General features: G+C 63.0%; 22 protein-coding genes. 16 read left to right on the forward strand and 6 right to left on the reverse strand.

Annotated elements, in window-relative coordinates:
* Positions 1–3: 3 nt before the first annotated feature.
* The 10 genes from CRO39_RS21440 (at position 4) to CRO39_RS17715 (ending at position 8,973) form a co-directional block, all read left to right on the forward strand.
* The gene (locus tag CRO39_RS21440) at positions 4–426 is read left to right on the forward strand and encodes a DUF4189 domain-containing protein (protein WP_425479738.1); all 423 of its coding nucleotides are present in this window, start codon (positions 4–6) and stop codon (positions 424–426) included.
* A gap of 32 nt (positions 427–458) precedes the next feature.
* The gene (locus tag CRO39_RS17680) at positions 459–1,130 is read left to right on the forward strand and encodes a hypothetical protein (RefSeq protein ID WP_097123296.1); all 672 of its coding nucleotides are present in this window, start codon (positions 459–461) and stop codon (positions 1,128–1,130) included.
* An 11-nt stretch (positions 1,131–1,141) separates the two neighbouring features.
* Positions 1,142–2,287 carry an XVIPCD domain-containing protein gene (locus CRO39_RS21010; protein ID WP_162125956.1) on the forward strand — a complete coding sequence of 382 codons (1,146 nt, stop codon included), beginning with the start codon at positions 1,142–1,144 and terminating at the stop codon, positions 2,285–2,287.
* A gap of 37 nt (positions 2,288–2,324) precedes the next feature.
* Complete coding sequence (locus CRO39_RS21235; protein WP_425479734.1) at positions 2,325–2,987, forward strand: type IV secretion system protein; 663 nt, start codon at positions 2,325–2,327, stop codon at positions 2,985–2,987.
* Between the two features lie 76 nt (positions 2,988–3,063).
* Positions 3,064–3,477: a DUF4189 domain-containing protein gene (locus CRO39_RS21445; protein WP_162125957.1), complete on the forward strand. Its 414-nt coding sequence runs from the start codon at positions 3,064–3,066 to the stop codon at positions 3,475–3,477.
* 737 nt (positions 3,478–4,214) lie between these two features.
* Positions 4,215–4,742: a hypothetical protein gene (locus CRO39_RS17700; RefSeq protein WP_141400856.1), complete on the forward strand. Its 528-nt coding sequence runs from the start codon at positions 4,215–4,217 to the stop codon at positions 4,740–4,742.
* A 241-nt stretch (positions 4,743–4,983) separates the two neighbouring features.
* Positions 4,984–6,243, forward strand: coding sequence for a peptidoglycan-binding domain-containing protein (locus tag CRO39_RS17705; RefSeq protein WP_162125958.1), 1,260 nt, complete (start codon positions 4,984–4,986; stop codon positions 6,241–6,243).
* Positions 6,244–6,323: 80 nt separating this feature from the next.
* Positions 6,324–6,716 (forward strand): hypothetical protein, encoded by a 393-nt coding sequence (locus CRO39_RS20625; RefSeq protein ID WP_141400857.1) that lies wholly within the window; start codon positions 6,324–6,326, stop codon positions 6,714–6,716.
* A 422-nt stretch (positions 6,717–7,138) separates the two neighbouring features.
* Positions 7,139–7,444, forward strand: coding sequence for an OmpA family protein (locus CRO39_RS17710; protein WP_280523258.1), 306 nt, complete (start codon positions 7,139–7,141; stop codon positions 7,442–7,444).
* 392 nt (positions 7,445–7,836) lie between these two features.
* Positions 7,837–8,973 (forward strand): COG3904 family protein, encoded by a 1,137-nt coding sequence (locus tag CRO39_RS17715; protein ID WP_176520228.1) that lies wholly within the window; start codon positions 7,837–7,839, stop codon positions 8,971–8,973.
* Positions 8,974–9,026: 53 nt separating this feature from the next.
* Here the strand turns inward: CRO39_RS17715 and CRO39_RS17720 are convergent, their stop codons facing one another.
* The 5 genes from CRO39_RS17720 to CRO39_RS17740 form a co-directional block, all read right to left on the reverse strand.
* A complete protein-coding gene (locus tag CRO39_RS17720) occupies positions 9,027–10,748 on the reverse strand; it encodes a DUF2207 domain-containing protein (RefSeq protein WP_097123302.1) in 1,722 nt (573 codons plus the stop codon).
* Positions 10,745–11,305: a LemA family protein gene (locus tag CRO39_RS17725; protein ID WP_202926321.1), complete on the reverse strand. Its 561-nt coding sequence runs from the start codon at positions 11,303–11,305 to the stop codon at positions 10,745–10,747. Before CRO39_RS17725 ends, CRO39_RS17720 begins: the two co-directional genes overlap by 4 nt.
* A 99-nt stretch (positions 11,306–11,404) precedes the next feature.
* Entirely contained in the window at positions 11,405–11,623 is a 219-nt protein-coding gene (locus CRO39_RS17730) for an RNA-binding S4 domain-containing protein (RefSeq protein ID WP_097123303.1), read from the reverse strand.
* Positions 11,624–11,657: 34 nt separating this feature from the next.
* Positions 11,658–12,317: a serine/threonine protein kinase gene (locus tag CRO39_RS17735; protein WP_097123304.1), complete on the reverse strand. Its 660-nt coding sequence runs from the start codon at positions 12,315–12,317 to the stop codon at positions 11,658–11,660.
* A 26-nt stretch (positions 12,318–12,343) separates the two neighbouring features.
* Positions 12,344–12,859, reverse strand: coding sequence for an RNA polymerase sigma factor (locus CRO39_RS17740; RefSeq protein ID WP_097123305.1), 516 nt, complete (start codon positions 12,857–12,859; stop codon positions 12,344–12,346).
* A 173-nt stretch (positions 12,860–13,032) separates the two neighbouring features.
* Here CRO39_RS17740 and CRO39_RS17745 point away from each other — a divergent pair, with 173 nt between their 5' ends.
* Both CRO39_RS17745 and CRO39_RS17750 read left to right on the forward strand, forming a co-directional pair.
* Entirely contained in the window at positions 13,033–14,064 is a 1,032-nt protein-coding gene (locus CRO39_RS17745; RefSeq protein ID WP_097123306.1) for a fatty acid desaturase, read from the forward strand.
* Positions 14,065–14,313: 249 nt separating this feature from the next.
* Positions 14,314–16,311: a DEAD/DEAH box helicase gene (locus CRO39_RS17750; RefSeq protein ID WP_097123307.1), complete on the forward strand. Its 1,998-nt coding sequence runs from the start codon at positions 14,314–14,316 to the stop codon at positions 16,309–16,311.
* 74 nt (positions 16,312–16,385) lie between these two features.
* Here CRO39_RS17750 and CRO39_RS17755 read toward each other — a convergent pair whose 3' ends face one another.
* Entirely contained in the window at positions 16,386–17,372 is a 987-nt protein-coding gene (locus tag CRO39_RS17755) for an acyl-CoA desaturase (RefSeq protein WP_097123308.1), read from the reverse strand.
* 119 nt (positions 17,373–17,491) lie between these two features.
* On the opposite strand from CRO39_RS17755, the gene CRO39_RS17760 reads away from it, so the two are divergent.
* The 4 genes from CRO39_RS17760 to CRO39_RS17775 all read left to right on the forward strand — a co-directional run bounded on the left by CRO39_RS17760 (position 17,492) and on the right by CRO39_RS17775 (position 21,388).
* Positions 17,492–17,899 carry a hypothetical protein gene (locus CRO39_RS17760; protein ID WP_202926322.1) on the forward strand — a complete coding sequence of 136 codons (408 nt, stop codon included), beginning with the start codon at positions 17,492–17,494 and terminating at the stop codon, positions 17,897–17,899.
* A 7-nt stretch (positions 17,900–17,906) separates the two neighbouring features.
* Complete coding sequence (locus tag CRO39_RS17765) at positions 17,907–18,425, forward strand: hypothetical protein (RefSeq protein ID WP_097123309.1); 519 nt, start codon at positions 17,907–17,909, stop codon at positions 18,423–18,425.
* Positions 18,422–18,736: an ArsR/SmtB family transcription factor gene (locus CRO39_RS17770; RefSeq protein ID WP_097123310.1), complete on the forward strand. Its 315-nt coding sequence runs from the start codon at positions 18,422–18,424 to the stop codon at positions 18,734–18,736. Before CRO39_RS17765 ends, CRO39_RS17770 begins: the two co-directional genes overlap by 4 nt.
* A gap of 231 nt (positions 18,737–18,967) precedes the next feature.
* Entirely contained in the window at positions 18,968–21,388 is a 2,421-nt protein-coding gene (locus tag CRO39_RS17775) for a putative bifunctional diguanylate cyclase/phosphodiesterase (RefSeq protein ID WP_162125837.1), read from the forward strand.
* Positions 21,389–21,431 lie beyond the last annotated feature (43 nt).

The raw sequence follows: 21,431 nt of genomic DNA on the forward strand, positions 1-21,431 counted from the left end.
GGGATGCCTGCGGTAAATGGCGTTTGTATACCTCCGGACAGTCCCACTTCGCCGTTACATTCTACGCATGGTGGCGCCCGCTCCGGACATGCGGCTCCGGCCCCGGTATTCGCAAATGGGTGGGGTTCCGTCGCAGCTGATGGCTCGTTGGGAATTCTAGGTGATGCGACAGGTATGGCTAGCAAGAGAAAGGCAGAAAAAGCAGCGTTGCTGAAATGTCGAGAAAGGGGGGGTAAGGCATGCAAGGTTGATATGTCTTACCACAATCAGTGTGTAGTGCTCGTTTCTGGAGATTCTAGATATATAGTTCAAACCGCCGCTTCCATTGGCTTGGCGTCAGATGTTGGAATAGAGAAATGCAGTGCCAAGGATTCGAATTGCCGAGTGCACTACTCCGCTTGCAGTCTGGCAAGGCGAGTTCGATGAATATTTTTTACCTGTAGGTTAGTTGCTTAAGGATGATAATCTTTAAATTGCTTGGGTTTGTTATGCTGCTGATATTTCTTGTTGCCTGTCGGCAGGGGGAGCCAATGGAAGTTGGCCCGGATGGTCCGAGAGACTCTGGAGCGTCTCTTTCGCTCGGACAGGCCATTCAAGAGGATGCAAAGATGGATGCTGAGGCAAGTTCAGATGACTGGGTGTCATATGTGAGCTATGCATCGACCAAGCTGAAAGATGGGCAGCTTTGCAGCACAGGAATCCTGATCGATGAAGATGGCATGCAGCAGCGCCCTGCGGTCGAAATGCTTGACAGAAATGGTGCGGTACTCTGGCGCAATGCTATCGCCCTGCCGATGGATTTCTACCAGGCGCGGGCAACTCATTGCGTGGCTTCCGGGCCGGACTTGTTCGTGCTGGTTCAGGCCGATACGCAGTCAGTGCAGTCGCTTTCGCAGACGATGCTTGAAGTAGTCAGATTGAAAAGCGCAAGCGGGAAGGTTGTCTCTAGCCAATCCGTTGCTGTATCCGATGTCCATGCTGCGTACTCGGCTTGGGTGGAAAAGGAAGTCTCCAATTTTATCCTGATCGCAAATGGTAGTCTTCAGGTCAGTGGCCACTATAAGTTGATGGCGGCGCCCGAGCAGATCTTTTCATTCGTTGCGCGCATTGATTTTGACGTTAATATTTAAAGGAAATAGAAATGAACGACAAGGAAAAGTTTATTGCGGAGCTCTATCCGGCGGCTCGCAAAGTAGCTCAGGAAACTGGCATGTCCTGGGAGCTGATACTGGCTCAGGCTGCGCAGGAAACCGGTTGGGGTCAACGTCAGCTGGCGGGTACGAACAACATCTTTAGTATAAAGGCACACGGAGGCTGGGACGGGCCGACCAAGACTTTCAATGTTTGGGAGATTGAAGGTGGAAAGAAGGTCTGGCATGACGAACCTTTTCGAGTGTATGACTCGTATGAAGAGGCTTTGAGGGATCGCGTCAAATTCCTGCGGGACAATCCGCGCTATGCCCGTGCAGGCTTGTTCGATGAGGGTACCAAAGGTGATCTCGCTAAAGAGGCAGCTGCATTGCAAAAGGCTGGCTATGCCACGGACCCAGGATACGCTGGCAGTTTGGTCCGTGTTTTCAATGGTCTCACGATGCAGCGTGCGATCGCACAGGCTCAAGCGCTGGAAGGTCCAAGCGATGCTGTTCGCGTATCGACAGCGCTGCCCCATGTAACGCACTCAGCAACCGAAGGACTGCTTAGACAAGGCGTCAGCGGTGAGGAGGTCGCCCGTTTGCAGGAGGCACTTATCCGTGGCGGCTACCGCGACGCCTTGGGCAATACGCTCGCTATGGATGGTAACTTCGGCCAGCGTACCCGGGAGGCGGTGCTGGCGTTCCAGCAGGCCAATGGATTGAAGGCGGACGGAGTGGTTGGACCGCAGACACTTGATGCTTTGAAGGCGGTCGGGCAGACGTCATCGTTGTCCAGCCCAGCTCACCCGAACAACGCCATGTATCAGCAAGCGGTCAAAGGGCTGGAGCAGTTGGGTCCTGAGGTCTTCCGGAATCGCCAGGAGTTGGAGAATGCGGCAGGCACACTGGTATTTAATGCGCGGGTTAGTGGGCTGACACGTATTGACCATGTGGTGGCCAGTACGCAGGGTACGGGCCTGTTTGCGGTGCAAGGGCGAATGGACGGCCCAGCGCAGAACCGCGCCTATGTGGACAAAGCGCAGGCGATATCGCAATCACTGGAACAAAGCACCCACCAACTGCAGCAGGAGAACTTGAATCAGACGCCGCAACAGGAGCAGGAGCGCGAGCAGCGGCGAGTGATGATGGTTTAGCGGTCCGTCGATTTCGGATGCAGGGAGGCAAGTTCTCGTGCAGTCCACCGAGCACGCCACGCCCGCAAGCGGGTTCGTCGCATCCGGTATCGCCGGCCCGGCCGTCTTAGCCGGCTCCATGTTGCTGCTGAACAAGGTGGCGATGGCCCTGTTCGTGGGGCTTGGGCCCATCTTCATCCTCAGTCTCATGTTCGAGCAGACCAAGCAGTTGTTCAGCAAGTGGTTGTTCTACGGCATAGGCACGATGTTTCCGCTGGCGGTGCTGAGCGTGATGGTCGCTATTGCATTGGACATGGTGCTGGCGGTGGCCGGTTCGTTCCGGGTGGGCAAGTTCCTGGGTTCCAGTACCGAGGGGGTCAACAGCATGGCATTGCAACAGGGTGGACTGGGGCTGGTGTTGACGACATTGATCGTGATGGCTCCGCCGATGGCAGCTTCGTTCTTCCAGGGCATGTTGGGACAGTTCACTGCCTACTCGGCATTTGGTGGGATTGGGCGAGGGACTGGTGCAGACTCTGCGGGTAGGACGCCAGGGATGCCTGGGTATAGTCCTGCCAGTGCGCCGGCCCACACTGGTCAGCCGCCTACAGGGCAGCCCAGCGGCTTTAACAATTCATCCCCCACCGGCGCTTACGCGAGTTCAGCATCGTCTAGCCAGGATGTGGTTAGAAGGAACTCTCAGGCGAAAAGGGGCACGTAAGATGAGATCAATAGGTTTGTTTGCTTCTGGCTTGTTGTTCGTGAGCGGATCCATCTACGCTCAGAACTGTGGTGGGATGCCCGCCGTCAACGGTGTTTGTATTCCTCCTGACAGTTCCACATCACCATTGCATTCGACGTATGGGCAGCAACAATCTTCGCCTCAGGAGGTTTGGATAGATCGATGGGGTGCCATCGCGGCCGACGGACCTAGCGGAATTCTTGGTGCTACAACGGGCATGGGGAGCAAACGAAAAGCGGAGAAGGCTGCGTTGGCAGAGTGCAGAAGTAAGGGAGGGGGGGCGTGCAAGATAGACATGGCGTATCGCAACCAGTGTGTTGCGCTTGTTACGGGTGACAGTGTGTACTTTGTTCGAGCGGCAGTTACGATAGCTGAGGCGTCACATCTAGGTGTTAGTAGCTGTGTTGAGGAAGACACCAATTGTCGCGTTTACTATTCTGCATGCAGTCTTGCGGAGCGTATTAGGTAGCTACGAAGTTCCCGGAGGTAGATTAGGTCAGGTGGTTAAGGGAGTTATTTGTGAGTGATCTATCAAGCTAATCAAGCATGAGAGCTTTGTTCTTCCAGTGCGTGTTGGGTCAGTTCACTGCGCACTCGGTGTTTGGTGGGATAGGACGAGGTACTGGTGCAGACAGTGCGGGTAGGACGCTGGCGATGCCTGGACTGCAATGTCCATCGGTGGCGCGTAGACGATGGCGGCCGCTCAGATGCTCACTGAACGGCAATGTTTCCAACGTTGCGTTTATCGCGAGACCATTCGTTAAATTTACCTGCAGCGTTAGCAGGCTGCTGAAATACTGTTCGGGCACCTTGAAATTGCCGCCTCCTGGAAATTTTTAGACGGCGCTCGAACCAGCAGTCAATGAGTTGGATGATGTTTGTGGAGAGTGACGCGACATTTTTGGGATCGTCAAACAGTATTTAAGCAGCCTATTAGGCAGCAATGATTGCTGGCTGGATTGTATGATCTTGCTGTAGCTGCTTGTTTCCATTGGTGATTGGCTGGCTGTCGCCAATGAGGTGAGGCTTTTTGGTTCAGGACCGACATCGTTCTTCCAAGATGTGCGGGATCAAATCACGGCTTGTTCCATGCCTGACAGCGTCGGCGTCGGGCATAGTTCTGAAAAGAGGTGAATGCCTGGTTATGTCAAAAATTAGGTTTAGCACGAGATTGCGCGCACATTTTGAATCTCATGGAGGAAGTATATGAAATTGGAAGCAGTCCTTTTTCTGTTGGCAGCTTTACTGCTATCCGCATGCCGCGGTCAGCCGCCGGCGGGCAGCGAGGATGCGGTCGCGAACGCGCCCGTTTCGGGTCAACCCACTGTATCGGAGAGTGTTGCAATGGACGAAAGCAAGCCCCAGGCCGCTGGTACAGCGCTAGAAGCGGTATTGCAGGCCGGCATGGCCTATGCGGATTTTCGCAAGCAGGTGCTGGCGCAGGGCTGGACTCCCGTTCCCGATGCGCAATGCAAAGCCAATGTCGTCGGCGAAAACCACGATGCCGTGTGCTCACAGGATCCCGACCTGGCCACCTGCAAAGTCTGCGACCAGATGACCGAGTTGAGCGCATGCAGTGGCGATGGTCGCTGCATGGTGCGGTTCCGGCACGATGCCAGTGGCGAAAGCCTGGAGGCAACTGGTTACGGGATGATTGAGGATTGGAATGTGTCTGGGGAGGACTCGCGGTTGCAGCTTTCCAGATGGAGTTTCTCCAAAGATTCGTCTCCTTGATTCTGTGGCGTCCCGGAGCGGCCGGCGACGCCTGAGCAGCGAGGAGGCAGCGGTATGGAGCTTGCGGGCGGCAGCCAGCAAGCGCCTCGGCGCAAGAAGCGCCGGCAACGGATCAGGTTGTGCAAGGGCCTGATACGGAGTGCGGACTGGCGGAAGTCGGTTCGCCATGGCTGAAGAAGATTCTGGATGAAGTTTCTTCAGGACAACCATCCAACTAACTTGACAGAAAATGGAGTTTTACATGAGCGAAAATCCTCTGCTCGAACTGATGAGGCGCGGCGAATCCGGCGCCGCCGGCTACAACGCCTACAACCGCGGCACCTATGTCGGCGCCGATGGAAGGGAACGCATCCGGGGAAGCGATGGCCCGATCGACTTCTCGCAATTGACGCTGGGACAGGTCCAGGAACTGCAGCACCTGCCGCGCCGCGATCCCGACAGGCTGTTCGCTGTGGGCAAGTACCAAATCATCCCCTCGACGATGGACAGTGGCGTTCGCGCACTGGGCCTGGATCCGAACGAACGCTTCACTCCGGAACTACAGGACCGGATCTTCTCCGAGTACTTGATCGTCCAGAAGCGGCCCGCCGTGCATGACTACATCACCGGCAAGCCTGGCGCCACGCTGCACGCTGCGCAGCGGGCGATGGCGATGGAATGGGCCAGCTTCGGCGACCCCGACAAGGACGGCAGAAGCTATTACGGCGGCGCCAACCGGGCAAGCATCACTCCGGAGCAATCGGCCGAAGCGCTGAACCAGATGCGCACCGATTACCGGACGAACATCGACCGCGGCATGTCGCCCGGCGATGCCTGGCGGGCGGTTACCACGTCGGGCGAGCGTACGCAATCGAACGATTCACCTGGCCTGTTGCCTGCCGATTCTGCTGCGCGTGCAACCGGAGCTGTTCTACGGGAGGGTTCGCGTAGCGACGATGTTCGCCATGTGCAGGACACCCTAAACCGCCTGGGCTACCGCGATGCGCAGGGCAACGCACTGGCCGCCGATGGCGATTTCGGTCCGCGCACCCGTGAAGCGGTGCTGGCCTTCCAGCAGGCCAACGGGCTGAGGGTGGATGGCATTGTCGGCCCGCAGACACTTGGGGCGCTGGGCAGGGCCGGGCAGATGCCGTTGTTGTCCGACCCGCTGCACCCCAACCATGCCATGTACCAGCAGGCGGTCAAAGGGCTGGAGCAGTTGGGCCCGCAGGCATTCAACAATCGCCAGGAGTTGGAGAACGCCGCTGGCACGCTGGTGTTCGATGCCCGTGTCAGCGGGCTGACGCGCATCGACCACGTGGTGGCGAGTACGCAGGGCACGGGTTTGTTTGCGGTGCAAGGGCGGATGGATGACCCTGTGCAGAACCGGGCCTATGTGGACAAGGCGCAGGCGGTGTCGCAACCGCTGGAGCAAAGCACCCGGCAACTGCAACAGGAGAACTTGAACCAGGCACCGCAGGAGCAACAGGAGCGCGAGCAGCGTCGGGTAATGGTGGTTTGACGAACAGCAGACCATATGGGCGCGGAGGTGCAATGGTCGCGCCTCCGCGTTCGTGTTCGATTGACAGCAAGGAGGCAGAAATGTTCGGTGAAGGGATTATAAGAATAGTAATCGCTTGTTGCTTTCCGGCCATTCTTGCGGGCTGCTTGACGCTGCCGGAAATAACGGAAAGGATGAGAATCAAAGGGCTCAAGGGAAAGCCCGTCGGGGCGGCTGTTTCTACGCTGGGATATCCAACCAGGTCCTATCAAACCGAGGCCGGCATGGTTCACGAATGGTATTCATACCGTGAGAATGTGAGAAACGAGCTGGTGGGAAGTACGACCAGCCGCGCGCCGAATGGCCTTTTGATTCAGCAAGAGATCGCTCCGGTGACCTATCGGTACAAATGCCTGGTTCGCGTACTCGTTGATCCGGAATCGGAGCTGGTTACCGATTATTCTGTTGAGGGAAACGACTGCCGTTCCTGGTAGCGTTTTCGTTGGAAGTGCTGGCGCAGGCTGGGTGCAGACCCTACGGTGTGTAATGCCATTCAAAGGAGTTGGCGCGAGTTGTCTTGGAGTATTTCGCAGGACCCCGCTCCGAATCCAGAAGTTTGGACACGCCAGCAAAGTCTGTGGCTGACTGCCGCGACTTTGGCTGATAACCGGCATTATGGCCGGGTCGGTGTGGATGGCCATCGGCACTGGGAACAGTTTGCCAGAGGGAGCTTCTACCCACTTGGCATAGTCCTGCGCCTTCCCCTCCCCGATGGGCCCGTCGTTGCTGATGCTCCGTAATTCAGCTGGGTGATGACACTGAGCGTGAACCGCACGTTTGGGAATTTCACGCAGCGTAAAGATTTACTACGTGAAATTCACGCGGCAGCGCTTCCTGAGTACGACTTCAAATCCCTGTGCGCCCTTGCCGGGTTATCCGCAGCAGCCACACCGACGCGCTGATCACAGTGGAAGGATTCACCGACCCGGCAGGCTCTATCGCGTTCAACAAGCGGTTGGGGCAGAAGCGCGCCGACGCGATCCGCGACTATCTGGTCAGCAGCGGCGGCTTGTCCGCACAGCAGGTCAGGGCGGTGAGCTACGGGGAAGACAGCAACCGGCAGGTACACCCGGGCGCAGTGGGCGAGGCGGGGCGCGGCAACCGCCGCGTCGTTTTGGTCGCCTACGCGGGGCCTGCCAGCACCGCCACCGCTGCCAGGTAATCCTGTTCATCGGCAGCCGGGGCTCCGCCGCATTGCCCGCTGCGCCACTGCGCAGCAGGCAATGCGCTCTTCCGGCACGCCGCCGCCGTTCCAGATCTGATTGCCGCAAGGCCGGCGGCGATACCGCCGGAGCGGGACGTTCTGGCACTGCGGCACCACCAGCTGCCCGCGGAGCTCGGGCGGCGCCAAGCCGGTGTTGGTGGGTTCGCTGGGCCGTCGCTGGCGGATCCGTTCTCCTGTCGAAGCCGCTGGCGCGCCGTTCGTGGCGTTGCGGACGCAGGCGCAAAGATCTCCGTGGCGCGGAGACGGGCGGATTCATCGGGGATTCGATCCGCAACTGGCGGGAGCCTCTAGACTTGGGGCACCGTCTGCTTCGCGATACCGTCGTTCCCATGCTGCGCAATTCCGCCCCGTTCTGTCTGGCGCTCCTCTGCCTGGTCCTGGCCGCCTGCAAACCGGCGGTTCCGGTCGCTCCGTCGGAGGCGCCGCAGGTCGAGATCACGGCGGGAACCGACGACAACGGTGCCATCAGCAGCGGCCCGGTCGAGCCCGCGCCGCCGCGCAAGCCGGACCTGTCCAAAACCACCGATTGGCCGGCGGCGCCGTTGACCCCCGGCGTGACCTGGATCAGTTGCGACCTGGATTACGCCCAGCATGGCGATGGCGAGCCTCTGGAGGGGCTGGATTTCCTGCAGATTGTCGACCGCGTGCAGCCATGCCAGGAGCAGGGCGTACTGCGGCTGCGCTATACCGGCAAGATCAACGCCGAGTTCACCGCGCTGATGGAGCGGGTCTCCAATATCGCCTCGCGGATGGGGATCGGCAAGCGGGTACTGGATATCGGCTCCAGCGGCGGCCGCGTCGAAGACGCCATACGCGCGGGCGACATCATTGGCGCATCGCAATGGACCTTGTGGGTGCGCGATGGGGCCATCTGCCACAGTTCATGCGTGCTGATCCTGGCGGCGGGCGATAACCGCATGATCGCCGGCAAGGTCGGAATTCACCGGATGATGCGAATCAATTCGGCCGCCTCCACCCGTGCCGAGCTGACCCAGGAACTGCGCGATGTCTATGGGCAGCTGAAGGACTACCTGGAGCGCAACGGCGCGGCGGTGACGGTGGCGGATCTGATGATGACCGTGCCCAACCGCAAGCTGCGGTTGCTGACCAGCGCGGAACTGGACGAGTACGGCCTGCAGGGGCCCAACGCGGTGCAGGACGATCTTGACCGCATCCAGCTGACCCGCAAATGCGGGGAAGGCTTCGTGCGGCGCAAGGATGATTTCCAGCTGGCGTTCGAGCGCCTGTGCCGCAAGCCGGAAAGGGAAGGCGCCGCGCTGGAAGAGATCCAGGCGTGCGGCCTGACGTTGCGCGACCGGTTCGGCTTTCCCGACGAAAAATGTCCGGATGACAGCCCGCTGGCCGAATTCGACTCCGGCCTGGCGATGCTGGAGCCTGCTGGCGACAGGGAAGGGCAACCGTCCCGCTCCGGTGGCAGCGACAGCGGCGGTCATCCGGCGCCCTGAGACGACCAGAATCGCGCAGTCTTGCCTGCGGCGTGCGGCAGGACAGCTGCGTCTTAGCGGCCGCCGCCGCCGCCACCCCCGCCGCCGCCGCCGGAAGAACCTCCCCCACCGGAGCCGGATGAGCTCCCCGGCGCATGCGAGGACGAAGAAATCTGCGAACTGAGGCCGCTGCCGACCGCCTTGCTCAGGCTGCCAAGGTCGCCGATGCCGCTGCCGCGGTACCAACCGATGCCGGCCGTTGCCGCCGCAACCGCCGCCGCGCCAGCGGCAGCGGTGAATTTCCGCGTCCACGCGTCTTCCACTTCCAGCGCCACCGCGTAAGGCAGCAGCTGTTCGTAGCGCTTGGCATCCAGGGGCGGCGCTTCCGGGCCGGACAGTTGCTTCAGCTCGTCGCGTTCGGCCACGCCGAGGTACAGCTTCAGGCCTTCTATCTCATCCAGCAGCTTGCGTCCCTCCGCGGTGGGGGCCCTGATCAGGACGGAGAAGACGATCAGCGTTGCCAGCATCAATGCCGCGATGCCGATGATGATCGGAATGCCGCCGCCACCGCCCAGCAGGAACGCCAGCATCGCGCTGATCGCGGCAATGGCGAACGCCGTCAGCACGCTGCTGCCATTGCGATTGAAATAGGCCGGTTTGAAACGCTTTTCCAGCGCATGCGAATGCGCCGATTGGGCTGCCGATATGATCGCCGCGTTGCTGTTCTTCAGCAGCAGTTCCGAAGCCCCGCCTGCGAACAGTTTTCCCATCAATATTTTCTGCTCGCCCGCGGCCGGCAGCGCGCCGGGGGTGTAGGTTTTTTCCAGCGTCCATTCATCCTTCAGCAATCCTTTGTCGCGCTGGATGCGCAGATTGCCGCCCACCGCCAGCGCCAGCACGTCGGCGGAAAAGCAGCGGGTGTCGTACGACATCCGCCGCATGAAGCGCAGACCCGAAGGCGAGTGCCCCTCCGGTGGCTGGTAGCGGGCAATGATGACCCCCGCCGGCGGATCGCGCCCGACTTGCCGCCAGCGGTGGATGCAGTAGCCCAGCAGCGACAGCGCACCGACCAACGCGATCAACACGCCGCGGTTGTCCTTCAGCAGCCAACCCAGCCGTTGCGTGGCGCCGGGTTCGGACACCACGCCTTTCGGAAAGCCCAGCACCACCGTCATGCCCTGGTTGGGCGGCAGCGGCCGCGCCAGGCGCCAGCGCGCCACGCCCGGCGCCGGCAGGCTCATCGAATAGTCGCTGCCGCGCTCTCCCTGCGCGCCGGTAAAGGCTTCGGCCTTCATCTGCTGGTCCGGTACCGGTTGCGGCAGGCGCACTTCGACGGTGGCGCTTTCTATCGGAAATACCCATCCCTGGCCGATGGCGTTCCAGTAAAGTTCGTCGTGCTGGTCGAAGAATCCCAACTGGCGGGTCGTGCGGTAGCGCAGCGTATACGCGTACTCGCGCGGTACCGGCAGGAAATCGTCGTTGCCGGTATTGACCACCACGCCGTTGCTGCGGCGCTCGGTGAACCAGGGCTCCGGCCGGCCGTCGCGCAGCACGTCGACCACCTCGAAATCCACCACCACCCGGTTGCCGTAGCGATCCTTGTAGCGGGTCGGGAATTCGCGGTAGATGCCGCGGCGGATGCGGTCGCCCTCGGCGCGCACGGTGATGTTCTCGGTCACCAGCAGGCTGCCGTCGGCATGGATATCGACGCCGATGTCGTAGGAACGGATGCGCTCCTGGGCCAGGCCCAGGCATGGCAACAGGAGCAGCAGCCAGCCCGGCAGGCAGCGCTTCATTGCAGGTTCTCCAGCTTGACGGCGGCGCGCTGTTCATCGGCGGCCTGGAAGAACTCGGCCTCGCCGAACCCGGCCGGGCGGGCGATCAGCAGGTCGGGAACGCGCTGCACCGCGGTGTTGTAGTCGCGCACGGCGCCGTTGTAGAAGCGGCGCGCGTACTGCAGTTGCTCCTCCACATCCACCAGGTCGCGTTGCAGCTGGGCGAAGTTCTGGTTGGCCTTCAGTTCCGGATACGCTTCCTTCAGTGCCAGCAGGCGTCCCAGCGCCTGTTCCAGCGCGGTTTCGATCCTGCCCAGCGAGTCCGGTTGCGGCGTGGCAATGGCCTGCGCGCGCAGTTCGGTGACCGCCTGCAGTACGGCTTTTTCGTGTCCCGCATAGGCCTGCACCGCCGCCACCAGCGATGGCACCAGGTCGTGCCGGCGCATCAGCTGCACATCCACGTCGGCCCAGGCGGTGCGTACCTGGTTGCGCAGCCGCACCAGGCGATTGAATACAAGCACGCCCCATCCGCCCGCCATCAATACCAGCACCAATGCCGTGCCTGCGACCATTCCCATTACCTTGATGCCTGCCCGCCGGCATTATGGATCGCAATCGCAGCGGCAGGGCCGGCGACGGGAACGCACGGCGGCAAGATCGGCCGCGGCAAGCGGGGATCAGCTGGCGGCGACCACGATCCGCAGGTCGTCCAGCGTCACCACCTGGCCGGCGCGTATCTTGCAGGTCTTGCGCAGTTCCACCGCCCCATCGACCGATACCGCGCCGCTGGCGACCAGCGCCTTGCCGGCGCCGCCGCTGTCGCAGACGCCGGCCAGCTTCAACAATTGGTTCAGCTCCACATGGTCGCGGTCGAGCTGGAATTCGATGGTCTGCATGGCGGCCTGCGGTTTGGGCGAACGGAACAGCGGCTCATTCTTGCTCGAACTCGGCGATTTCGTCGAGCAGCTTCTGGCTGCGCCTGATGCCATGGCTGCCGTCGGCCATGGCGCAGCCATCGGCGTCGGCAGGCTGCCCTGTCTGCCGTTTGCCGATGCGAGCGTACGCCCAGGTCGCCAGCAGGCCGGCCACGCCGACGCCAAGACTGATCCATATCCATGCACCGGTCCCGGCCTGCGGATCCACCTCGCCCAGCCCGGCAAACGCTACGACCACCAGCACCCACATGATCCACCACGGCAAGCCGCAGACGTTGGCATTGACGGTGTAGAAGCGCAGCAGCGTCGCAGTCTGCTTCTGGATTTTCAGTACCGGTGCCGAATAGTCGATGGACGCCTGCAGGGCCAGCGTCAGGCAGGCGGCGACGGCGGTGATTACGCCGAAGGCATGGACGAGAATGCCGGCGATCAGCAGGCCGGGAATGCCGGTGTTGCGGGTCCAGCAGGCGACTCCCAGCACGATCAGGCCGATGCCGAGCAGGGCTTGCAGGACCTGGCCCCAGAACAGCGGACGCAGGCCGGCGCGGGCCCTTTCCAGCTTCCTCTCGCGGATCAATTCCTGGTTGAGGCGGTCGTGCCGGGCCAGGCGGCGGTCGAGCGCCTGCCAGGCGGCTTTGAGTTCTTCGGGTTCCATGAGGTTGTCCCTTGCGGTGGTCGGTTTCAGATTTCGTTGCGGATGCGCTGCTTGAGCCGGCTTGTCTTGGTGGCCACATTGGTTTCGCTGATGCCCAGGATTTCGGCGATGTCGCGATAGCTGCGTTCCTCCAGGTAGAGCAGCAGCAATGCCCGGTCGAGCGGCGACTGGGCATGGATGAAGCGGTTCAGGGCACGGACCTGCTGGTCGGCCACGGGATTGGCGACGCTATGGTCGGCCACGTCGTGCAGGGTTTCGTCCAGCGGAACGGTCTGCAGTTGCCGGCGGCGATCGCTGCGGACATGGGAAATGGCCACGTTCAATGCGATGCGGTACATCCAGGTGGAGAATTTCCGTGCCGGGTCGTATTTCGCGAAAGCGCGCCAGAGCTGAACGGCGATCTCCTGCGCCAGGTCGGCGCGGTCTGCCGCGTTCCAGGCATAGGTATGCGCAACCTTGGCGACGATGCCGCGATGTCGTTCCAGCAAGACCTGGAACTGCTGCCGTGCGTCGATGGCCATGGTGGCGGTGCGGGACTCCATGCGATACCTGCGGGCGATTGTGCGTGTCTGAACGGTGATTCGCCCGGCGGGCGGGAAAATCACAGCCGCCGCCGCGATGCGGTAACTGCACGCCGCCTGTCGGCCCATCCGCCGTACGCTAGCGAACGTCTTCCAGGTAGCGGACAATCGGGCCATCCCATGGGAGAGACTCCTTGAGCGCCGCCGACAAGCTGGACATCACCGCCGCACAACTGCGCAAGCTATGCGCTCAATACGCAAAACCCAAGCTCAGCCGTGCCGTTTGGCAACTTATCAATACCCTGCCGCCGCTGCTGGCGATCTGGGGATTGATGGCGTGGAGCGTCGTGGCCGGCTGGGGCTACGGTTGGACCTTGCTGATGGCGATTCCGGCGGCCGGCTTCTATGTGCGCTTGTTCATCATTCAGCACGACTGCGGCCATGGTTCTTTCTTCGCCAGCAGCCGCGCCAACGATCTGGTCGGGCGCTGCCTGGGGCTTATCACCCTGTTTCCTTACGGCTACTGGAAGAAGACCCACGCCATCCATCATGGCACCTCGGGCAATCTTGACCGCCGCGAGATGGGCGATATCGAAACGCTGACCGTGGCCGAATACGAGGCGCGTTCATGGTTCGGCCGGCTGTGCTACCGCTTTTACCGCAGCACGCCGGTGCTGCTGGGCATCGGGCCGTTGTACCAGTTCGTCATCAAGCATCGTTTTCCGTTCGATCTGCCCTTCAGCTGGAAGAAGGAATGGGCTAGCGTGATGACCAACAACCTGGTGCTGGCCGTCGCCGTGCTGGCATTGGGGTTCGCCATCGGCTGGCATACGGTGTTCCTGGTGCACCTTCCGATCGTGTTGATTGCCGGTGCGGTGGGCGTATGGCTGTTCTATGTGCAGCACACGTTCGAAGGCGCGTACTGGACGCGCCGCGAGGATTGGGATGCGGGCAAGGCGGCCACCGCAGGCAGCTCGTTCTTCGATCTGCCGCAGGTGCTGCACTGGTTCACCGGCAACATCGGCTACCACCACATCCACCACCTGGCCAGCCGTATCCCCAACTACCGGCTGCGCGAGGCGTTCGAGTCCAGCGAGTTGTTGCAGGCCGCGCCGCGGCTGACCCTGTGGTCCAGCCTGAAGTGCGCTCGACTGAAGCTTTGGGATGAAGAGACCCAGCGGATGGTGGGTTTCGGCCGCAGGATGCGCACTGCGGTGCCCGGCTGAAGCCGGCAAGGCGGGGAACTACGGCGTGTCATCAATCCACGGGCGGCCTGCCCGGGGATTGATGACACGCTCCTAGCCGCTGCATTTCCGGCCGGTGCGGCCGGGATGGCTGGCGTGGCGGCAGCCCGGAGGCCTGATCCTGCCCGGCTCTGCGGGCGGTAACGTTCACGCCCGGCGCGACAAGAAGGGGGCTGGAAGCGCACAATAGGCTGCTTGCGTGCGCACTCCGCGACGCCCCGGAGTCCTCCCATGTCCGCTGAATCCGCTTCTTCCCCCCTTCTTTTTGCCGATTTGGGGTTGTCCGCTGCCGTGATGGCGGCGGTCAACGAAGTCGGCTATGAGTCCCCATCGCCCATCCAGGCCGCCACCATTCCGGCGCTGCTGGCCGGGCGCGATGTGCTGGGCCAGGCCCAGACCGGCACCGGCAAGACCGCCGCTTTCGCGCTGCCGGTGCTGTCGCGGCTGGACCTGAACGCCAGCAAGCCGCAAGCCTTGGTGCTGGCGCCGACCCGCGAACTGGCCATTCAGGTGGCCGAGGCGTTTCAGCGCTATGCGGCGAAGATACCGGGTTTCCACGTACTGCCCATCTACGGCGGCCAGAGCTACCAGCCGCAGCTGGGCGCGCTCAAGCGCGGCGTGCATGTGGTGGTCGGCACTCCCGGCCGGGTCATCGATCATCTGGAACGCGGTTCGCTGGATCTGTCCGGACTGAGCACGCTGGTGCTGGACGAAGCGGACGAGATGCTGCGCATGGGCTTTATCGACGATGTCGAGACCGTGCTGAAGAAAACCCCGGAATCCCGCCAGGTGGCGTTGTTTTCCGCCACCATGCCGCAGGCCATCCGGCGCATCGCCCAGACCTACCTGCACGAGCCGCAGGAAGTCACCATCGCCGCCAAGACCACCACGGCGACCAACATCCGCCAGCGCTACTGGTTCGTCAGCGGCATGCACAAGCTCGATGCGCTGACCCGGATTCTGGAAGCCGAGCCGTTCGAAGCGATGATCATCTTCGCCCGCACCAAGGCCGGCACCGACGAACTGGCCGAGAAGCTGCAGGCGCGTGGCCTCGCGGCGGCGGCGATCAATGGCGACATCCAGCAGGCGCAGCGCGAGAAGACCATCCAGCAGCTCAAGGACGGCAAGCTGGACGTGCTGGTGGCCACCGACGTGGCCGCGCGCGGGCTGGACGTGGAACGCATCAGCCATGTGCTGAACTACGACATTCCGTACGACACCGAAAGCTATGTGCACCGTATCGGCCGTACTGGCCGCGCCGGCCGCAGCGGCGAGGCGATCCTGTTCGTCACCCCGCGCGAAAAAGGCATGCTGCGCGCCATCGAGCGGGCCACCCGCCAGCCGATCGAGGAGATGAAGCTGCCCAGCGTGGAGGCGGTCAATGATCGTCGCGTGCAGAAATTCCTCGGCCGCATCACCGACACGCTCGCCTCCGGCCAAGCCGGCGAATACCGTTCGCTGGTCGAAGGCTACGAGCAGGAACACAACGTGCCGATGGTGGACATCGCCGCGGCGCTGGCGCGGCTGGTGCAGGGCGAGACGCCATTGCTGCTGGCGCCGGAGCGCGCGCAGTCCAGGCCGTCCTACGACGCTGCGCGCTCCGAACGACCCGAGGGCGGCGCCCGCCCGGGCCGCGGCGAACGTCCGGCGCGTCGGGATGCTTTCGAGCGCAGCGAGCGTCCGCAGCGGCGCAGCGATTCGGCGCCGTCCTACGAACGGCCCGCTGCCGATCGCGTGCCGGGCAGTTTCGACAAGCCCGCACGCGAGTCGCGGATCGAACGCCCGGAGCTGGAGCGGCCAGGCAGCGAGCGTGCGCGCTTCGACAAGCCGCCGCGCGAGAAACCCGAAGTGGGCATGGAATCGTTCCGTATCGAAGTGGGCCACGCGCATGGCGTAAAGCCGGCCAACATCGTTGGCGCCATCGCCAACGAGGCCGGGCTGGACAGCAAGTACATCGGCCGCATCGATATCCAGGATGACTACACCGTGCTGGACCTGCCCGAGGGCATGCCCAAGGAACTGCTGATGCACCTGAAGAAGGTGTGGGTGTCCGGTCAACAGCTGCGCATCCACAAGGTTGGCGACGACGCCGGCGAGGCGCCGCCGCGCCGCTTCGGCAAACCCGGCGCCGGCAAGCCCGCTGGCGGAAAACCGGCGGGCAAGCCGGGCTTCAAGCCGCACGCGTCCAGGCCGCCGCACCGCAAGGGACCGCCCAAGCCGCGCGGATGAACCCGCGTTAGCGGGAGCGCCAGAGGCCGGCAGAAGCGGCCTCCGGCGTGGCGGCCGGTGCAGGGACGCCGCTCCTACCGCCGAGAGGGCACTCGTACCTGGCGCTTGCCCCCTGCAGCGGCCGAAATGACGTCGCTTCCATCAGCAGAACTTGTCAGGGACGCCAACTCCGGCCGCTCCGGCAGATCCTCCGGTAGCCGCAGATTCCAAGCCAGCCCCAGCTTCCGCAGGCCCAGCAGCACCCACCAGCCCGGATCCCATTCGCCGCGATGCAGCCCCAGCCGTGCCGATCCGGGAAAGGCATGGTGATTGTTGTGCCAGCACTCGCCCATGGTCAGCAATGACGTAAATCGCACGTTGTGGCCCTGCACGGCGGCATTGCGCACTTCGTAATGCCGTTCGCCATGGTTGTGGGCGAAATAGCCGATCAGCCAATGGCCGGCCACGCCGGCGCTCACGCGTGCGCAGACGCCCCAGTACACCCAGCCCCAGCCGCCGATGGCGAACAGCAACAGCGCCCATGGCAGCTGTTGCGCCATCCACGTCCGCTGCAGAAACCGGTAGAAGCGATCATCGGCGATGCGCTGTTCGATGGCGATGCGGGGTGGATGAGCCAGGCGCAGTTCGCAGTTCAACTGCCACCATGCGTCCTGCAGCAACGGTTGCCGATGGCGCAGGAAATCGTGGCAGACCGGCAGGCGCTGCGCGTAGTCGCGCAGATCGTGCGCACGGATCATGCCCAGCGGCCCGTTCAAGCCGACAAGGACGCCGCAGTAGACCAGCAGGTACTCGAGCCAGCGCGGACAGTCGTAGCTGCCGTGGATCAGCTTGCGGTGCATGCCCAGCGAATGGCCCAGCAACAGCACGGCGGCCGTGGACAGTGCGAACAGTGCAAGCCCGTCCCAGCTGAAGGTCGATGCACCGCCGACGCTGGCGCCCAGCAGCATCGCGAGGAACCACAATGAGCGCACCGGTTCCCAGCGCACATGGCCATCGCTGACGCTGCGGATATCGGCGTGCTGGACGCGGTGATTTCCGAGGCTGGCGGGCAGGGCATCCATTGCTGTCATCGTCATTCCCGCGGTGAGCCGGTAATCCGGCATGCGTTGACATCGTCGATTCAACGTATTAACAATATAGTTAAATATCTAATTGGCTAAGTCAACCCTGGAGAAGGATCATGCTGCACCTGAGCTACCTGCTGTACCTGGGCATTTCGATTGCGATGACGGTCTGGGTGGCGCGCACGCTGTCGAAGAACGGAGAAGTGTTCCTGGTGAAGTGTTTCGGCCAGGACGAAGTGCTGGCCAAATCGACCAATCACCTGCTGGTGGTCGGTTTTTACCTGATCAACATCGGTTTCATCGCGCTGCGACTGGACGGCTGGGATGCGCAGAAGGCGGTGGTGTCGATGATTCCGTACGTGGGCAGCAAGATCGGTTTGTCGGTGCTGGTGCTGGGCGCGATGCACTTTTTCAACATGGCCATGATCTCGCGCTACGGCCGTACGGTGGCGAGCTGGGCATCGGACAACCGGATTGCGCAGGAACCGCGGGGCATCCCGCCGATTCCGCCTTCCATGCGCTAACGCGGCCATGCTCCGGATACTGGCTGCCGCGCTGGCCTCGGCATTCGTCCTGCCGGTGAGCGCCATCGCCGCTGGACTGCTGCTGGGCGGGTATGACGCAATGGCCACCGGTTCCCTGCTGGGCCTGGCGGTGCTGCTCGTGGTCGTGCCGCATGTGTTGCTGCTGGGCGTGCCGGCATTCCTGCTGCTGCGGCACTTGCGCAGGCTGGGGGGCTGGACCATGGCGCTGGCGGGCTTGGTGGCCGGCATGCTGCCGGCAGGCCTGTATTCCTGGCCGTACTGGCGGCGCCATCCCGGCTACACCTTCGACCGCGACTGGCATGGCAACGCGGTGACCGTGGTGCGGGACGGCGTGCCTACGTTGCATGGGGTATTGATGCATCTGGAGAGCATGTTCATCTTCGGCTTGCTGGGCGTGGTCTGCGCGCTGGTATTCTGGTTCTGCTGGCTGCATCTGCAGCGGCGCGCCGGATTGCCCGTCTACCCGGGCGATGCGCGCAGCCCATCCGGACCGCAACGACCATGAGCACCGACAAGATTTTCGAAGCCCTGGCATCCGCCCCCCGGCGCCAGATTCTGGCCTACCTGTCCGAGCAGGAACTGCCGGCAGGCGATATCGCCGCGCGCTTCGAGATGAGCGCGCCGGCGATATCGCGGCATCTGGCGGTGCTGGAGAATGCCGGCCTGATCGCCGGTGAGCGGCGCGGCCAGTTCGTGGTCTACAAGCTGGTGCCCGACAACCTGGTCAATACGCTGACCCAGTTCGCTTTCGAGATCTGTCCGGTCGGTGGACCGCTCAAGCGCGAAAGCCGCCGGGCCAGGAAAGCCGCCGGCTGAAGGCCGCCAGGGCCGCCGGTCCCGTTTCCGGCCGGCCAGCGCAAGCCGGCGGCGCCCGAAAGATATCGCGCGGCCGGCCGATAGGAAGGGATTGGCCCTGCCGTGGCGGCTGTCGAAGCCGCCGACCCGGGCGTCGCGGCGGTGCAGCGTCTTCCGTGGCGGGGGCAAGGCGCTTGCCTCGAATCGGACAGGGCAGTAGCGTCGATGACGACATCGTTGCCAGGGGGCGGGGTGACAAGGAAAAGCAACAGCGAAGCGTCGACGGGCTTTTCGTTCAAGGACGCCACTCTCAGAAAGCTGCCCGCACGGGTCAGGGCGCTGATCGTGCTGTCGGCTCTGGGGGCGCTGCTGACCGTCACGGTGCTGGAGATCCAGGCAGGGGCCACCGCCTATATCGTTGGCGAGAACCACTGGTCCAAGGCACAGCAGCAGGCGGTGCACAGCCTTTATCGCTACGCCACCCATGCCGACCCGATCGATCTGCAGCGCGCGCGGGAGGCGTTGGCGGTGCCGCTGGGGGACAGGCAGGCGCGGCTGGCGCTGGAGCGCAGGCCGGTGAATCTGCACCTGGCCCGCGAAGGGTTCCGCCAGGGCGGCAATGCGCCCGAGGACATCGACCGCCTGATCCGGATGTACCGCCTGTTCGCCGGCGCGCCCTATTTCCGCGAGTCGGTCCGCATCTGGCGCGAAGCCGAGGTCGACATCCTGCAGGTGGCGGCGCTGGCCGAAGAGATTCATCAGGACGTCGTACAGCAGCGGCTTGACCCGGCCCGTACCGGCGCCTATCAGCGGCGGTTGCTGCTGTTGGACGAGCGTTTGCGGGTGGCGGAAATCGCGTTCTCGCGATCGCTGGTGGACGGCGCACGGGTCATGCGGCTGGCGCTGATCGGTGTGAGCATCGTGGCCTTCGTGGCGTTGACCTGGTACGCGCTGGCGGTGATGCGCCGGACATTGCGGCATGTGCGCGAAACCGAAAGCGAATTCCGGGTCGCATTCCACCAGGCAGTGGTGGGCATGCTGAAACTGGACCGGCGGGGCCGGGTGACCCGCGCCAACGAGGCGTTGGCGAAAATCCTGGACCATCCGCTGGAAGAACTGAAAGGCCTGTCGCTGGGCGCGATCCTGCATCCGCAGGATCTGCAACTGACCGCTGCCGGAGCGATCGACTGGCTGCGCATGCTGGAGCCCGGCGACCGCCGCCTGCTGCGCGGAGACGGCAAGGCGGTGTGGGTACGCTGGACCGCATCGATGATCGTCGGTGGGCAGGCGGATGCAGACCGGATTTTCGTCGTGGTCGAGGACGTTTCCAAGGCGCGCGAACTGGCCAGCGAAATCGCCCATCAGGCCAGCCATGACGAACTGACCGGCCTGATCAACCGTCGCGAAATCGAGCGCCGCCTCAGCCAAGCCATTGCGGAGGTCCAACACGGCACCATGCGCCATTCGTTGTGTTTCGTCGACCTGGATCAGTTCAAGGTGGTCAACGACACCTGTGGCCATGCCGCCGGCGACCAGTTCCTGCGCCAGTTCTCCGCCACCCTGGCCGCGCAGTTGCGCGGCGGCGACTGGGTGGGACGGTTGGGCGGGGACGAGTTCGCGGTACTGCTGGAAGGCGCGTCGCTGGAGGACGCCGAGCGCGCCGCCGTGCGCATCCACGAGCGGCTGTGGCAATCGACCTTCCATTGGGCGGGCCGCAAGTTCGCGATGGGCTGCAGCATCGGCGTGGCCGAGATGAATCGCGGAACCGTGGACAGCGACCTGCTGCTGCGCGCCGCCGACACCGCCTGCTACCTGGCCAAGGAAGAGGGCCGCAACCGGGTGCGCTGCTATCGCGACTCCGACCGGGCCATCGCGCGCCGGCACAACGAACTGGAGTGGGTCGCGCAGACCCAGCTTGCCATCGCCGAAAACCGGCTGCTGCTCTATGCGCAGCGCATCCAGCCGTTGAATGGTGAGGACCGGCTGCAGTACGAGGTGCTGGTGCGGTTGGCGGGCGAGGAAGGCCAGGTCGTGCTGCCTGGTTTTTTCCTGCCGGCGATGGAACGCTATGGCCAGGTCAGCGCCCTGGACCGCCATGTGGTCGGGTTGGTGTTCGCCCAGATCGCCGGGCATCCGGAACATCTGGACTATCTGGATTTGTGCCACATCAACCTGTCGGCACAGTCGATCGTCGACACCGGCTTCCTCGAGTACGTCGTCGGTCTGCTGGACGAAAAACCGGCGCTGGCGCACAAGATCTGCTTCGAAATCACCGAAACCGCGGTCATCGGCAATCTGGCCGACGCCCGCGGATTCATCGATGCGATGCGCGCGCGCGGTTGCCGGATAGCGCTGGACGATTTCGGCAGCGGATTGTCCTCGTTCGGCTACCTCAAGAGCCTGCCGGTGGACGTGTTGAAGATCGACGGCGCCTTTATCCGCGACCTGGGCAAGGACGATGTGGATCTGGCGCTGGTGCGTTCGATCGGCCAGGTCGGCCGCGCGCTGGGCAAGACCACCATTGCCGAGTGGGTGGAAACCGAGGCGGCGATGACGCAACTGGCTGAAGTGGGCATCGACTACGCACAAGGCTATGCCATTCATGTGCCGTGCCCGTTGCTCGAGCTGATGCAGGCCTGGCCACCGGTGCGCGTGAACCTCGCCACGGCGTGATCGAGCCGGCGCAGGCCGCGGCAGCGGTACAGAACGACGGCGG

This window comes from Pseudoxanthomonas wuyuanensis, assembly GCF_900215535.1.
GTDB classification, from domain to species: domain Bacteria; phylum Pseudomonadota; class Gammaproteobacteria; order Xanthomonadales; family Xanthomonadaceae; genus Pseudoxanthomonas_A; species Pseudoxanthomonas_A wuyuanensis.

Coding starts and splice junctions, on each gene's coding strand:
- CRO39_RS21440 (WP_425479738.1), top strand. CDS start 4: ATGCCTGCGGTAAATGGCGTTTGTATACCTCCGGACAGTCCCACTTCG.
- CRO39_RS17680 (WP_097123296.1), top strand. CDS start 459: ATGATAATCTTTAAATTGCTTGGGTTTGTTATGCTGCTGATATTTCTT.
- CRO39_RS21010 (WP_162125956.1), top strand. CDS start 1,142: ATGAACGACAAGGAAAAGTTTATTGCGGAGCTCTATCCGGCGGCTCGC.
- CRO39_RS21445 (WP_162125957.1), top strand. CDS start 3,064: ATGCCCGCCGTCAACGGTGTTTGTATTCCTCCTGACAGTTCCACATCA.
- CRO39_RS17700 (WP_141400856.1), top strand. CDS start 4,215: ATGAAATTGGAAGCAGTCCTTTTTCTGTTGGCAGCTTTACTGCTATCC.
- CRO39_RS17705 (WP_162125958.1), top strand. CDS start 4,984: ATGAGCGAAAATCCTCTGCTCGAACTGATGAGGCGCGGCGAATCCGGC.
- CRO39_RS20625 (WP_141400857.1), top strand. CDS start 6,324: ATGTTCGGTGAAGGGATTATAAGAATAGTAATCGCTTGTTGCTTTCCG.
- CRO39_RS17715 (WP_176520228.1), top strand. CDS start 7,837: ATGCTGCGCAATTCCGCCCCGTTCTGTCTGGCGCTCCTCTGCCTGGTC.
- CRO39_RS17720 (WP_097123302.1), bottom strand. CDS start 10,748: ATGAAGCGCTGCCTGCCGGGCTGGCTGCTGCTCCTGTTGCCATGCCTG.
- CRO39_RS17725 (WP_202926321.1), bottom strand. CDS start 11,305: ATGGGAATGGTCGCAGGCACGGCATTGGTGCTGGTATTGATGGCGGGC.
- CRO39_RS17730 (WP_097123303.1), bottom strand. CDS start 11,623: ATGCAGACCATCGAATTCCAGCTCGACCGCGACCATGTGGAGCTGAAC.
- CRO39_RS17735 (WP_097123304.1), bottom strand. CDS start 12,317: ATGGAACCCGAAGAACTCAAAGCCGCCTGGCAGGCGCTCGACCGCCGC.
- CRO39_RS17740 (WP_097123305.1), bottom strand. CDS start 12,859: ATGGAGTCCCGCACCGCCACCATGGCCATCGACGCACGGCAGCAGTTC.
- CRO39_RS17750 (WP_097123307.1), top strand. CDS start 14,314: ATGTCCGCTGAATCCGCTTCTTCCCCCCTTCTTTTTGCCGATTTGGGG.
- CRO39_RS17755 (WP_097123308.1), bottom strand. CDS start 17,372: ATGGATGCCCTGCCCGCCAGCCTCGGAAATCACCGCGTCCAGCACGCC.
- CRO39_RS17760 (WP_202926322.1), top strand. CDS start 17,492: ATGCTGCACCTGAGCTACCTGCTGTACCTGGGCATTTCGATTGCGATG.
- CRO39_RS17765 (WP_097123309.1), top strand. CDS start 17,907: ATGCTCCGGATACTGGCTGCCGCGCTGGCCTCGGCATTCGTCCTGCCG.
- CRO39_RS17770 (WP_097123310.1), top strand. CDS start 18,422: ATGAGCACCGACAAGATTTTCGAAGCCCTGGCATCCGCCCCCCGGCGC.